Source organism: Neisseria sp. HMSC056A03, assembly GCF_001815685.1.
Taxonomy (GTDB): domain Bacteria; phylum Pseudomonadota; class Gammaproteobacteria; order Burkholderiales; family Neisseriaceae; genus Neisseria; species Neisseria subflava.
Genome location: NZ_KV821629.1, coordinates 1 through 14,466 on the forward strand (window position 1 = coordinate 1; position 14,466 = coordinate 14,466).

Annotated in this window: 10 protein-coding genes; 6 read left to right on the plus strand and 4 right to left on the minus strand. The window is 53.0% G+C overall.

What is annotated here, in order from left to right:
• Window positions 1-95 precede the first annotated feature (95 nt).
• Complete coding sequence (locus HMPREF3052_RS05670; RefSeq protein ID WP_070749135.1) at window positions 96-902, plus strand: DNA ligase; 807 nt, start codon at window positions 96-98, stop codon at window positions 900-902.
• 95 nt (window positions 903-997) lie between these two features.
• Here HMPREF3052_RS05670 and HMPREF3052_RS05675 read toward each other — a convergent pair whose 3' ends face one another.
• The gene (locus HMPREF3052_RS05675; protein WP_049328522.1) at window positions 998-1,648 is read right to left on the minus strand and encodes an HAD-IA family hydrolase; all 651 of its coding nucleotides are present in this window, start codon (window positions 1,646-1,648) and stop codon (window positions 998-1,000) included.
• A gap of 11 nt (window positions 1,649-1,659) precedes the next feature.
• On the minus strand, window positions 1,660-2,646 hold the full coding sequence (locus tag HMPREF3052_RS05680; protein ID WP_070749093.1) for an RluA family pseudouridine synthase: 987 nt from the start codon (window positions 2,644-2,646) through the stop codon (window positions 1,660-1,662).
• 514 nt (window positions 2,647-3,160) lie between these two features.
• Here HMPREF3052_RS05680 and HMPREF3052_RS05685 point away from each other — a divergent pair.
• On the plus strand, window positions 3,161-6,055 hold the full coding sequence (locus HMPREF3052_RS05685) for an Rne/Rng family ribonuclease (RefSeq protein ID WP_070749094.1): 2,895 nt from the start codon (window positions 3,161-3,163) through the stop codon (window positions 6,053-6,055).
• Window positions 6,056-6,308: 253 nt separating this feature from the next.
• On the opposite strand, the gene mscL is transcribed toward HMPREF3052_RS05685, so the two are convergent.
• Window positions 6,309-6,752 (minus strand): large conductance mechanosensitive channel protein MscL, encoded by a 444-nt coding sequence (gene mscL / locus HMPREF3052_RS05690; protein ID WP_070749095.1) that lies wholly within the window; start codon window positions 6,750-6,752, stop codon window positions 6,309-6,311.
• A 447-nt stretch (window positions 6,753-7,199) separates the two neighbouring features.
• Window positions 7,200-7,988: an enoyl-ACP reductase FabI gene (gene fabI / locus HMPREF3052_RS05695; RefSeq protein ID WP_070749096.1), complete on the minus strand. Its 789-nt coding sequence runs from the start codon at window positions 7,986-7,988 to the stop codon at window positions 7,200-7,202.
• A 208-nt stretch (window positions 7,989-8,196) separates the two neighbouring features.
• Between fabI and ppk1 the strand changes: the two genes are divergently transcribed.
• From ppk1 to fabF, 4 genes are all read left to right on the plus strand, one after another.
• Window positions 8,197-10,254 carry a polyphosphate kinase 1 gene (gene ppk1, locus HMPREF3052_RS05700; RefSeq protein WP_070749098.1) on the plus strand — a complete coding sequence of 686 codons (2,058 nt, stop codon included), beginning with the start codon at window positions 8,197-8,199 and terminating at the stop codon, window positions 10,252-10,254.
• 101 nt (window positions 10,255-10,355) lie between these two features.
• On the plus strand, window positions 10,356-12,371 hold the full coding sequence (locus HMPREF3052_RS05705; RefSeq protein ID WP_070749100.1) for a prolyl oligopeptidase family serine peptidase: 2,016 nt from the start codon (window positions 10,356-10,358) through the stop codon (window positions 12,369-12,371).
• A 397-nt stretch (window positions 12,372-12,768) separates the two neighbouring features.
• Complete coding sequence (gene acpP / locus HMPREF3052_RS05710) at window positions 12,769-13,005, plus strand: acyl carrier protein (RefSeq protein ID WP_003679644.1); 237 nt, start codon at window positions 12,769-12,771, stop codon at window positions 13,003-13,005.
• A 162-nt stretch (window positions 13,006-13,167) separates the two neighbouring features.
• Window positions 13,168-14,415, plus strand: a complete 1,248-nt coding sequence (gene fabF / locus HMPREF3052_RS05715) for a beta-ketoacyl-ACP synthase II (RefSeq protein ID WP_070749137.1) — start codon at window positions 13,168-13,170, stop codon at window positions 14,413-14,415.
• Window positions 14,416-14,466: the final 51 nt, after the last annotated feature.

The window sequence follows — 14,466 nt, forward strand, 5'->3', positions numbered from 1 at the left end:
ATGAGTGTCCAAGATTTGGGGGCCAGTTCATTTTTTTTGCTATTATGGATATATAATAAAAAGCAAGTCTGGAAAAATGTCTTATGAATAATGTAATGCGGATCATGATACCGATTTTTGCGGCTTCTTTCATCTCTGCGGCGTTTGGTGCAGATTTGTTGTTGGCGCAGGAATATAAAAATCAAGATATTGCCGGTTGGGCCATGAGTGAAAAGTTGGATGGCGTACGCGCGTATTGGGACGGCAGGCGGCTGGTCAGTCGTCAGGGTTATGCGTTTACACCGCCCAAAGGTTTTACAGCAGGTTTTCCGCCGTTTCCGATGGATGGTGAGTTGTACAGCGGACGAGGGCGGTTTGAGCAAATTTCCGCGACGGTGCGTTCTGCCTCGGGAAATTGGGACGGCATCCGTTTGCATGTTTTTGATGTGCCGCAGGCGCAGGGTAATCTGTATCAGCGGCTGGAAACGGCTTCGAAATGGCTGAAATCACACCCGTCGGCACGGTTTACGGTCATTCCGCAAGTCAAGGTGCGCGACAAACAGCATGCTTTGGATTTTTTGAAACAAGTTGAAGCGCTGGGTGGGGAAGGGGTGATGCTGCGTCAACCTGAAGCCCGTTATGCAGGCGGTAGAAATGGGCAGCTGTTGAAGCTGAAAAGTGAATATGATGATGAATGTACGGTAACGCGTCATTATGAGGGCAAAGGGCGCAATGTCGGGCGTTTGGGTGCGGTAGGATGCAAAAACCAATATGGTGAGTTTCGTATCGGCAGCGGTTTTAAGGATAAAGACCGCGACCATCCGCCGAAAATCGGTACACTGATTACTTACCGTTATCGTGGTTTTACGCAAAAGGGAACGCCGAAATTTGCAACATTTGTCAGGGTGCGCTCGGATCGATAAAACAAATGAAAGGCCGTCTGAAAATAGGTTTCAGACGGCCTTTAATATAGATGTTGCATAGCCTTTAGGGCTAATCTACGTCAGCCCCTAGCCTTTTATAAGGTTTCCAATACATCAGGCAATTCGGCCAAGCTGTTGAGTATGGCGACATGGGGCATGGAGGAAAGCTGTTGGGCAGTATGTGCGCCGGTGGCAACTGCGATGGCGCGGATTTTGGCATTGGCGGCCATTTCTAGGTCGTGGGTGGTGTCGCCGACGACGACGGCCTCTTCCGGTTCAACACCCAGTCGGTCGCAGAGGGCAAGTACCATGTCGGGCGCGGGTTTGGACGGATATTCGCTAGCGCAGGCGGTTTCCAGCCAAAAGGCTTGGGTGTCGGTTTGTGCAATGGCTTTGTCCAAGCCGCTTCGGCCTTTGCCGGTGGCGATGGCAAGCCAATAACCTTGTTGTTGCAAGCGTTGCAGGCAGGACAGGGCTTCGGGGAACAGGGTCATATTGTGATTGTTGGGATTGAGGTAGTGCGCGGCATAGGTCTCAATCAGGGTTTCCTGAACGTGTTCGCTGACGTTGTGGGCAAGGCGGCGGATGATGCCGGAGAGGCTGTATCCGATGAGCGGACGGATTTGGTCGGCTTCGGGAACGGGCAGGCCGCAATCGGCAAAGCTTTGTTGAAAGGTGTGGATGATGGGGTTGGTGGTGTCGGCAAGCGTGCCGTCCCAGTCGAAAATAATGAGTTTGGGTTTCATGGGGTTTCCTTTCAGACGGCCTTTTCCTGATTTTCCAACATTACAATGAATTGCGCCAATTCTTGCGGCAGGGGGGCTTTCAGGATCAGTTTTTCGCCGTTCAGCGGATGGGCGAGGTGCAGCTCGGAAGCGTGCAGGAACATTCTTTTCAAACCGAGTTTTTGCAGGCGTTTGTTGGCCTGATAGTCGCCGTAGCGTTCGTCGCCGGCAATGGGACAGTCTTGCGATTGCAGGTGGACGCGGATTTGGTGGGTGCGGCCGGTTTTCAGGATGGCTTCGACAAAGGTCAGGTCGGATAGGCCGACTTGGTGCAAAAGGCCGTCTGAAAAACGGTTTAACACGCGGAAGATGGTGTGGGCGGATTGGCCGTCTTTGCTGACGCGCACCATTTTTTCGCCTTGTGCGCCGGTGTATTTGAACAGGGGGAGCTTGACGTGGAAGCGGTCGTTCGGCAGCTTGCCGACACCCAGCGCGAGATAGATTTTTTTCGGATGGTCGTTGCGGATGGCTTCGTGTAGTTTCACCAAGGCGCTGCGTTTTTTGGCAATCATCAAAAGGCCGCTGGTGTCTTTGTCGAGGCGGTGGACGAGTTCGAGATAACGCGCTTCGGGACGGGCGCGGCGGATTTGCTCGATGACGCCGAAGCTCACGCCGCTGCCGCCGTGGACGGCAATGCCGGAAGGTTTGTTGATGACCAAAAGCGCATCGTCTTCGTAAACGATGTCAAACTCGCGCGCAGGCGCGGCCTGGCTTTCAGACGGCCTTTGTTTTTCGGCGATGCGTATCGGCGGAATGCGGACGGTATCACCTGCCTGAATGCGGTTGTCGGGTTTGCAGCGTTTTTTGTTCAGCCGCACTTCGCCGGCGCGGATAATGCGGTGGATATGGCTTTTCGGGACGCCTTTGAGGATTTTTATCAGATAGTTATCAAGGCGTTGGCCTTCTTCGTGTTCGGCAACGGCAATCAGGCTGACTGAATCTTTGCGTATTGCGTGCATTTTCTCTATAATCCCAAACGTCCGTTTCGGGACCCGAACCTGCCGTTGCAGGCCGTCTGAAACGGATTTATTGTTAAAACGAGATTTTATATTAAAAACGCACTCCGCAAAGCATTTCCTTGTGTTTGTTCAAAGCCGGCAAACGCAATCCCGTAATTAAGTTTGAATTGAACCTGCCGTCCGGCCGGGCGTAAGACGCAGTCCGCGCAGCACCGTCCGAAATTACCGGCGCTACGATAATAAGAAGATGTAGGCTGCCTTATTTTGTCCGAAGCATCAGCATTCGGACGGCAGCGGAACCATCAACCTTTCCGCCGCATTGTTCTTTATTTCCTTCTTTATCCGAATCCGTCCGCACATGGCTTGAGCTCAAGCATGCAACCTTGCGGATTTCAAATCAAATACTGGTTACACGGGGATTTTCCCATCTTGCCTTTGAAGAGTGCCAACCGGACAGACAGGCCGTCTGAAAAAGATATTCACAAATCAAACGGCCGCTGTTCACGAGGTGACTATGAAAAGAATGTTATTCAACGCAACGCAGGCCGAAGAGCTGCGCGTTGCCATTGTCGATGGCCAAAACCTTTTGGACTTGGACATCGAAACGCTGGGCAAAGAACAGCGTAAAGGCAATATCTACAAAGGTATCATTACCCGCATCGAGCCGTCGCTGGAAGCGTGTTTCGTCGATTACGGAACCGACCGCCACGGCTTTTTGCCGTTTAAGGAAGTATCGCGTTCATATTTCCGCGACTACGAAGGCGGCAGGGCGCGAATTCAAGACGTGCTCAAAGAGGGCATGGAAGTTATCGTCCAAGTCGAAAAAGACGAGCGTGGCAACAAAGGCGCGGCGCTGACTACCTTCATCAGCCTGGCTGGCCGCTATTTGGTATTGATGCCGAACAACCCGCGCGGCGGCGGCGTATCCCGCCGTATCGAAGGCGAAGAGCGTCAAGAGTTGAAAGCCGCCATGGCCGAACTCGACATTCCAAACGGCATGAGCATCATTGCCCGTACTGCCGGCATCGGCCGCAGCGCGGAAGAGTTGGAATGGGACTTGAACTACCTCAAGCAACTCTGGAAAGCCATCGAAGAAGCAGGTAAAGCACATCATGACCCTTACCTGCTCTTTATGGAAAGCTCGCTGCTGATTCGTGCGATTCGCGACTATTTCCGTCCCGATATCGGCGAGATTTTGGTGGACAATCAAGAAGTTCACGACCAAGTTGCCGAGTTTATGAGCTACGTCATGCCGAGCAATGTAGGCCGTCTGAAACTCTATCAAGACCACACGCCGCTGTTCTCTCGTTTCCAAATCGAACACCAAATCGAAAGTGCGTTCTCACGCAGCGTCAGCCTGCCTTCCGGCGGCGCGATTGTGATCGACCACACCGAAGCCCTGGTTTCCATCGACGTCAACTCTGCGCGCGCTACACGCGGCTCTGACATTGAAGACACCGCGTTCAAAACCAATATGGAAGCCGCCGAAGAGGTTGCCCGTCAAATGCGCCTGCGCGACTTGGGCGGTTTGGTCGTCATCGACTTCATCGACATGGAAAATCCGAAACATCAGCGCGATGTTGAAAACGTTCTGCGCGATGCGCTCAAAAAAGACCGCGCCCGCGTGCAAATGGGCAAACTTTCGCGTTTCGGCCTTTTGGAATTGAGCCGCCAACGTTTGAAACCGGCTTTGGGCGAAAGCAGCCATGTTGCGTGTCCGCGTTGTGCCGGTACTGGTGTCATCCGCGGTATCGAATCCACCGCCCTGCACGTTTTGCGCATCATTCAAGAAGAAGCAATGAAAGACAACACCGGCGAAGTGCACGCACAAGTTCCTGTCGATGTTGCCACCTTCCTGTTGAACGAAAAACGCGCCGAGCTGTTTGCGATGGAAGAGCGCTTGGATGTGAACGTCGTCCTGATTCCGAATATCCATCTGGAAAATCCGCACTACGAAATCAACCGCATCCGCATTGACGACGTAGAAGAAGACGGCGAACCGAGCTACAAACGCGTTGCCGAGCCGGAAGAAGACGAATCCGCCAAACCTTTCGGCAGCGAAAGAGCCAAAGCCGCCCGCCCCGAACCCGCCGTCAAAGGCGTGCGCCATACCCAGCCAGCCCCGGTTGTAGCCGAGCAGAAGAACGGTTCATGGTGGGATAGCTTCAAAGCATGGCTCAAACGCATTTTCGGCGGCAATACCGCAGCCGAAACCGCGCCTGTTGCCGAAGTGGCAGAAAAACGCACTTCAAACGGCAACAACCGCAACGGCAATTCCGGCAACCGCCGCGCAAACAACCGCCGCCAAAACCCGCGCCGCAACAATAGGCACGACGGCAGCAAGGTAGAAGTGCGCGAAGTGAATGCCGAAGCTGTCGACAGCAAGTTTGAAGAAAACAAATCAAACGAAAGCCGCAACGACGAGCGTAAAGACAATCGTCGCAACCGCAACCGTAACAACCGCCGCGATGATCGCAACAACGAGCGCAACCGTGTTGAGGAAGTGGTTGAAGACGTAAACGTTCAAGAAGTAGCTGCACTGGTTGAGATGCCGTCTGAAAACCAAGCGGAACAAAACGGCAATAAACGCCGCCGCAACAACGGCCGTAACGAGCGCAACCGTCATCAATCTGCGGAAACCCGTGTTGAGGATGCGAACGTTCAAGCCGATGGCGAACAGGCTTCAGTGGAAGCGGACGACAACGCCCGCAGCGAAGAGGGTGTGAAAAACAACGGCCGTCAAGGACGCGACCGCAACAACCGTCAGCGCAACAACCGCAACGACCGCCGTTCCAACAGCAAAAAACGCAATATTCCGTCTTCGGCAAAAATCGAGCAATACCTGAACATTACCGACACTGCCGACAAAGTCCTCTTTGCCGTAGCGCATGTTTTGGGTTTGAACGAAACAGTTGAAGCTTCAAATGCGACATTGTCTTCTGAAAGCAACCAAGCCGAGCCGCTGGTGATTGTGGTATCCGAGCCTGAAGTTACCAGCGCAGAGCCATTCGTATTTGCGATTGAAAGCGAAGACGAGCCTGCCGTAGCGCAAACTGAAGGCGCTGATGCCGAACAAGCCCTGCTTGCTTCTGCCGTCAGCAACGTTAAAGAAGCCATTTCTGCAGTATTGTCTCTGAATGCAACGACTACTGTTGCACCGGTTGAAGCACCAGCCGAAACTGTTGCCACACCAGCTGAAGCCGTAGCTCAAGCAGCGCCTGTCGCAATCGTTGTGCCTGAGAGCTTGGGCGATTTGATCTTCGTTGAAACCGATCCGCAAGCCGTTGCCGCGTTTGCAGCGCAGCCACAACCTGAACCGGTTGCTAAAACACGCCGTTCGGATGTGCCTAAAGTAGAAGTGGAAGACGTAGCAGTCGAAATGATTTTGGTGGAAACACGCAAAGACTAAGATTGGTTTTCCAGTTAAAAGCTCGATGTTGAACGCATCGGGCTTTTTTATTGGCAAGGAGGTGCGCTGCTCATTTTCTTTGTGTTTACCATGAGCGTTGCTTCATGGTTGAAAAAGTAGGATAGCTTGCTGAGAAAGGGAAGGGCATGATTCTTTCAGTGGGAAGGACTTAATGAAATAGATTGATATGAGAAAAGGCCGTCTGAAATGGTTTCAGACGGCCTTGGTTTGTGTGTATGTTTAGGTATTGTGATTATTTTTTGTTCAGAGAGTCACGGATTTCGCGCAACAACAGAACTTCTTCGCTAGGCTCTGCTGGTGCTTCTTCGGCAGGAGCGTCGGCTTTTTTCACAGTGTTGATGGCTTTAACTACGCAGAAGATGGCAGCGGCAATAATCAGGAAGCTGATAACAGTGTTGATGAACAGACCGATGTTCAAAGTAACGGCACCGGCTGCTTGAGCGGCTGCCAGGTTGGCGTAACCTTCTGCAGGAGCGGCTTGTGCGCCGTCTTTCAGCGTGATGAACAGGTTGGAGAAATCAACGCCGCCGATCAACAGACCGATAGGAGGCATGATTACATCGTCAACCAATGATTTGACGATGCCGCTGAATGCTGTACCGACAACCATACCGACTGCGAGGTCGATAACGTTGCCGCGCATAACAAATTCTTTAAATTCTGAAGCGATTGACATAATTAATCTCCTGTATGTGTTTGGTCAAAATCAGATGTAATTCAATTAATCGGCAGGCATCTTAACGCTTTATTAGTTAAGAAGAATTCAATAATGTTAAATTTTGTATTTCATGCCAAAAATGCCCTGCTTCTATGCCTTCTGTATGAAAAACAGGCCGTCTGAAATTTTTCTGTTACTTTTTTACCCCATTTTTTATTAGCGACTAAGTATCAGATAACATGAATGTTATCTTTAGAATCAATGCTCTATCTCATCTTTTAAATGAGATGAAATGATAATGTTGTAATGTTAGTAACATAACGCGCCGAAGCGTACGACAATTATGTTTCATTCGTGTATTTGAATTTCAGACGGCCTGATCGGTTATGCCGTCATTCAAACCATAATGTAATGGCCATAAAAAACGCACTTTCATCATGAAAGTGCGTTTTGCGTGAAAACTGTTTAGTCCTCTTCGTCGTTCAGCGCGTTGATGCTGTAACCGCCATCAACGTAGGTAATCTCGCCGGTGATGCCGGAAGCAAGGTCGGACAGCAGGAAGGCGGCTGTGTTGCCGACTTCTTCGGTAGTAACGTTGCGACCCAATGGGTTGTGGGAAGCGACGTGGCCCAAGAGTTTGCTGAAATCGGCGATGCCGGAAGCGGCCAGGGTTTTGATCGGGCCTGCGGAGATGCCGTTGCAGCGGATGCCTTCTTTGCCCAGGCAGGCGGCAGTGAAGCGGATGCCGGCTTCGAGGCTGGCTTTGGCCATGCCCATAACGTTGTAGTTAGGAATAGCACGAACGGCGCCCAAGTAGCTCAGGGCAACGATTGCGGCGTTGCGGCCCTGCATCATCGGACGGGCGGCTTTGGCCAGCGCAGGCAGGCTGTATGCGGAGATTTCGTGAGCGGTGTTGAACGCTTCGCGGCTGATGCTGTCGAGGAAGTCGCCGCTCAAAGCTTCTTTAGGGGCGAAGCCGATGGAGTGAACGAGGCCGTCCAAGCCGTCCCAGTGTTTGCCCAAGTCAACGAAAACTTGGTTGATTTCGTCGTCGCTGGCAACGTCGCAGCGGAACACGAGTTCGGAGCCGAGTTCGGCCGCCATTTTACGGACGCGCTCTTCCAGTTTGTCGACAACATAAGTAAATGCCAATTCCGCGCCTTGTTCGCGGCAGGCTTTGGCGATGCCGTAAGCGATGGAACGCTCGGAGATCATGCCGGTAATCAGAATTTTTTTGCCTTGCAAAAAGCCCATTTTCTTATCCTTTAGCAGTGGTATTGCGGTTGCATTAAACGGCGCATTATAGCAAAAACCGCTGTTTCGGTATAGAAAACAACGGATAACCCTTTGTCTTGCCTCAAATAGAGATGAGGTTGTCTGCCGAGGCCGTCTGAAACCTGACGGAACGGCGGCAAAACGTTATACTTGATGGTGTTAATGACTGATGTTTCAGGAGTAAACCATGCCCGAGCAAAACCGCATTCTCTGCCGAGAACTCAGCCTGTTGGCGTTTAACCGCCGTGTACTGGCTCAGGCGCAGGATACGAAAGTTCCCTTGTTGGAACGTTTGCGTTTCCTGTGCATCGTGTCTTCCAATTTGGACGAATTTTTTGAAGTGCGCATGGCGTGGTTGAAACGCGAAAACAAATTGCGCCCGCATCAGCCGCTCGACAACGGTAAAACCGCGGCCGAAACCATCGAAGCGGTGGCAAAAGAGGCGCAGGCCTTGATCCGTGAGCAGTACGATCTGTTTAACAAAGTATTGCAGCCTGCACTCAGCCGCGCCGGCATTCATTTCTATCGCCGCCACAAATGGACGGCCGCGCAGAAAAAATGGATCGAAAACTATTTCGACAACGAGCTGTTGCCCATTCTCACGCCCATCGGCCTTGATCCGTCACACCCGTTTCCGCGCCCGTTAAACAAATCGCTCAACTTCGCCGTCGAACTCGAAGGCACGGATGCGTTCGGCCGTCCGTCCGGTATGGCGATTGTGCAGGCTCCGCGCATTTTGCCGCGCGTTGTCCCCATGCCGTCTGAAATTTGTGGCGGCGATGCAGGTTTTGTGTTCTTGTCTTCGATTTTGCACGCCCATGTCGGCAAACTCTTTCCCGGTATGAAGGTTAAAGACTGCCATCAGTTCCGTCTCACGCGTGATAGCGATTTGACGGTCGATGAAGAAGATTTGAAAAACCTGCGTGCCGCGATTCAAAACGAGTTGCACGACCGCGAATACGGCGACGGCGTGCGCTTGGAAGTGGCGGACACTTGTCCGGCGCATATTCACGATTTCCTGCTTGCCCAGTTCAAGCTGACTTCTGCCGAGTTGTATCAGGTCAAAGGGCCGGTCAATTTGGTGCGCCTCAATGCCGTCCCCGATTTGGTGGACAGGCCGGATTTGAAGTTTCCGCCGCGCAATGCAGGCCGTCTGAAAGCCTTGCGCAAAAACGGCTCCGTGTTCAAACTGGTCAAACAGTCGCCGATTTTGCTGCACCACCCGTATCAGCCTTTCGATCCGGTTGTCCAAATGATACGCGAAGCCGCGGCCGATCCGGATGTATTGGCTGTCAAAATGACCATCTACCGCACCGGTAGCAATTCCGAGCTTGTGCGCGCATTGATGAAGGCTGCGCTGGCAGGTAAACAGGTTACCGTCGTTGTCGAACTGATGGCGCGTTTTGACGAAGCCAACAACGTCAATTGGGCGAAACAGCTGGAAGAGGCGGGCGCACACGTTGTGTACGGTGTATTCGGCTACAAAGTCCACGCCAAAATGGCTTTGGTTATCCGTCGCGAAGACGGCGTACTCAAGCGTTATGCCCACCTCGGTACCGGCAACTACCACCAAGGCACATCGCGCATCTACACCGACTTCGGCATCATCACCGCCGACGAACAAATCACTGCCGATGTGAACATTCTGTTTATGGAAATCACAGGTTTGGGCAAGCCTGGCCGTCTGAACAAGCTCTATCAAAGCCCGTTCACCCTGCACAAAATGGTCATCGACCGCATCGAGCGCGAAATCCAACACGCCAAAGCAGGCAAGCCTGCCCGCATCCGCGCCAAAATGAATTCACTGATTGAGCCGAGCGTCATCGACGCCCTCTACCGCGCCAGCAGCGCAGGCGTGCAAATCGACCTCATCGTGCGCGGCATGTGTACCCTGCGCCCCGGTGTCAAAGGCCTGTCCGAAAACATCCGCGTCCGTTCCATCATCGGCCGCCAACTCGAACACTCACGCGTGTATTGCTTCCATAACAACGGCGCAGACGATACCTTTATCTCCAGCGCCGACTGGATGGGGCGCAACTTCTTCCGCCGCATTGAAGTTGCCACGCCGATTACCACACCCGAACTCAAAGAACGCGTGATCCGTGAAGGTTTGGAAATGGCCTTGGAAGACAATACTCAGGCTTGGCTGATGCAGCCTGACGGCAGCTACGTTCGCATCCAGCCGCAAGACGGCGAGCCTGCGTTTGGTTTGCAGGAAGGTTTGTGGAAAATATACGGACGTTAAGTTGAATAATGTCTCAGGCCGTCTGAAACGCAGGTTTCAGACGGCCTTTTTTGATTTTGCCGTTATAATTCCGTTTCCCAATCTCTCAGACGGCCTTTCCTATGAAATCTTACCCCGATTCCTATCTTCATTTTGAAAACCTCGAATCTCCCGAAACGCAAAACTTCGCCGCTGAAGCACATGCCGAAACGCGTGCACGCTTTTTGGACAACGATAAAGCGCGTGCGCTGTCGGACGGGATTTTGGCGCAGATGCAGGACACGCGGCAGATTCCGTTTTGTCAGGAACACCGCGCGCGGATGTACCATTTCCATCAGGACGCGGAATATCCGAAGGGCGTGTACCGCGTGTGCACGGCGGCGACTTACCGTTCCGGTTATCCCGAGTGGAAAATCCTGTTTTCAGTGGCGGATTTCGACGAATTGCTCGGCGACAATGTGTATTTGGGCGGCGTGTCGCACTTGGTGGAAAAGCCCAACCGCGCGTTGTTAACATTGAGCAAATCGGGCGGCGATACGGCGTACACGCTGGAAGTGGATTTGGAAGCAGGGGAGTTGGTAGAAGGCGGTTTTCACTTTCCGGCAGGCAAAAACCATGTGTCGTGGCGCGATGAAAACAGCGTGTGGGTGTGTCCGGCTTGGGACGAACGCCAGTTGACCGAATCGGGCTATCCGCGCGAAGTGTGGCTGGTGGAGCGCGGCAAAAGTTTCGAGGAAAGCCTGCCGGTGTATCAAATCGATAAAGGCGCGATGATGGTGAACGCGTGGCGTTATCTCGATCCTCAGGGTTCGCCGATTGATTTGATTGAAGCGTCTGACGGTTTTTACACCAAAACCTATTTGCAGGTGTCGGCCGAAGGCGAGGCGAAACCGTTGAACCTGCCCAACGATTGCGATGTGGTCGGTTATCTGGCCGGACATCTTTTGCTGACGCTGCGCAAGGACTGGAACCGCGCGAACCAAAGCTATCCGAGCGGCGCGCTGGTGGCGGTGAAGCTGAATCGGGGCGAACTCGGGGCGGCGCAGCTTTTGTTTGCGCCCGATGAAACGCAGGCATTGGAAAGCGTGGAAACGACCAAGCGTTTTGTCGTGGCGAGCCTGCTGGAAAACGTACAAGGCCGTCTGAAAGCGTGGCGTTTTATTGATGGCAAATGGCAGGAAGTCGAACTGCCACGCCTGCCTTCGGGCGCGTTGGAAATGACCGACCAACCGTGGGGCGGCGACGTGGTTTACCTTGCCGCCAGCGATTTTACCACGCCGCTGACGCTGTTTGCGCTGGATTTGAACGTGATGGAACTGACCGTCATGCGCCGTCAGCCGCAGCAGTTCGATTCAGACGGCATCAACGTGCAGCAGTTTTGGGCGACTTCGGCCGACGGCGAGCGCATTCCTTATTTCCACGTCGGCAAAAACGCCACGCCCGACACGCCGACCTTGGTTTATGCCTACGGTGGTTTCGGCATTCCCGAATTGCCGCATTATCTTGGCAGCGTCGGCAAATATTGGCTGGAAGAGGGCAATGCCTTTGTATTGGCAAACATCCGCGGCGGCGGCGAGTTCGGCCCGCGCTGGCATCAGGCGGCGCAGGGAATCAGCAAACACAAAAGCGTCGATGATTTGCTTGCCGTCGTGCGCGATTTGTCCGAACACGGCATGAGTTCGCCCAAACACATCGGTTTGCAGGGCGGCAGCAACGGCGGCCTGATTACTGCCGCCGCCTTCGTGCGCGAGCCGCAAAGCATCGGCGCGCTGGTGTGCGAAGTGCCGCTGACCGACATGATCCGCTATCCGCTACTCTCCGCCGGCGCAAGCTGGACGGACGAATACGGCAACCCGCAGAAATACGAAGTCTGCAAACGCTGGCTGGGAGAATTGTCGCCGTATCACAATCTTTCAGACGGCATCAATTATCCGCCTGCGCTCATTACCACCAGCCTCAGCGACGACCGCGTCCATCCTGCCCACGCGCTCAAGTTTTACGCCAAACTGCGCGAAACCTCCGCGCAATCGTGGCTCTACGCTCCCGACGGCGGCGGCCATACCGGCAACGGCACGCAGCGCGAATCCGCCGACGAACTCGCCTGCGTATTGCTGTTTTTGAAAGAGTTTTTGGCTTAAAAAGAACGCTGTTTGATTTGCCCGCTTATTTCAGGCCGTCTGAAAGAGCGGGCAAAAAAAGCGAGTTTGATGGCATTGTGAAACCTTATTTAAGGTATTTTTTATTCGTTTTACGCACCCGGCAGGCGCGTGAAAACGGAAAGAAAAAATGGCGAAACCTGCTTTTCAGACGGCCGCGATTCACGATAATCAAACTTAACTCTATGATATCAAATAAAAACAATTTCCTGCTTGTAGGTTAAAATCAGCCTATGCTAATATGCGCAACAACAGGTTTTTACTGAATAATCTGTGCTAAAATGCAGGATTAGATGGAAAACTCTATCCGAATTCGGTACAATACCGACGAATTATTTCTCTTAAACAACCTGCCGCAAGGCGAAAAGGAACGACTGACATGTCAAACATCGAACAACAAGTTAAGAAAATTGTTGCTGAACAACTGGGCGTAAACGAAGCCGAAGTGAAAAACGAATCTTCTTTCCAAGACGATTTGGGTGCTGACTCTCTGGACACCGTAGAACTGGTGATGGCTTTGGAAGAAGCTTTCGGCTGCGAAATCCCTGACGAAGACGCTGAAAAAATCACTACCGTACAATTGGCTATCGACTACATCAACGCCCACCAAGGCTAATCGGTCGCACCAAACATCCAGCCTCTGCTGCGCCATCGCAATAGAGGCTTTTACCTTATTATTAAACCCCTGAAATTTCAGACGGCATGAGTTTTGCCCGTTTTCACAAAGAAAATGAGCAAGGCTGCCGCGAAAATCCCGACAACCAACAGCGAGATTATCATGAGTCAGAGAAGAGTAGTCATCACAGGTCTTGGCCAAGTATCACCGGTCGGCAACGACGTCGCCACCGCATGGAGCAATTTGCTCGCAGGCAAAAGCGGCATCGGACGGATTACCCGCTTTGACGCATCCGACATCAACAGCCAAATCGCCGGCGAAGTACGCGATTTCGACATCGGCCAATACATCAGCGCGAAAGAAGCGCGCCGTATGGACGTGTTCATCCACTACGGTATTGCCGCAGCCCTGCAGGCGATTAATGATTCAGGCTTGGACGATTTGGAAACCCTCGACAAAGACCGTGTCGGTGTCAACATCGGCTCCGGTATCGGCGGCCTGCCCAGCATCGAAGCGACCGGCAAAGCCGTTATCGAAGGTGGTGCGCGCAAAATCAATCCTTTCTTTATCCCAGGCTCGCTGATTAACCTGATTTCCGGCCACGTAACCATTCTCAAAGGCTACCGCGGCCCGAGCTACGGCATGGTTTCTGCCTGTACGACCGGCGCACACTCCATCGGTGACTCTGCACGACTGATTAAATACGGCGACGCAGACGTGATGATTGCAGGCGGTGCCGAAGGTGCCATCGGCACTTTGGGCGTAGGCGGCTTCGCTGCGATGAAAGCCCTCTCCACCCGCAACGACGATCCCGCCACCGCTTCCCGTCCGTGGGACAAAGGCCGCGACGGTTTCGTTATCGGCGAAGGCGCGGGCGTGCTGGTGTTGGAGGAATTGGAACACGCGAAAAAACGCGGCGCGAAAATCTACGCCGAAATCGTCGGCTTCGGCATGAGCTCCGATGCCTACCACATTACCGCGCCTAACGAAGAAGGCCCTGCATTGGCCGTTACCCGCGCCCTGAAAGATGCCGGCCTGAATCCTGAAGACGTAGATTACGTTAACGCACATGGTACATCGACTCCTTTGGGCGATGCCAACGAAACCAAAGCCATCAAACGCGCTTTGGGCGATCATGCGCGCAAAGTCATCGTTAACTCCACCAAATCCATGACCGGCCACTTGCTTGGCGCAGCCGGCGGTGTGGAAGCGTTGTACAGCGTGTTGGCAGTACACGAGCAAAAATCTCCACCGACCATCAACATCTTTGAACAAGACGTTGAAGCCGGTTGCGATCTGGACTACTGCGCCAACGAAGCGCGTGATGCGAAAATCGACGTTGCCATCTCCAATTCCTTCGGCTTTGGCGGTACCAACGGCACATTGGTATTCAAACGCTTCAAAGACTGATAGAAGGTTTTAAGCAAATTGAAAAGGCCGTCTGAAACTGGTTTTCAGACG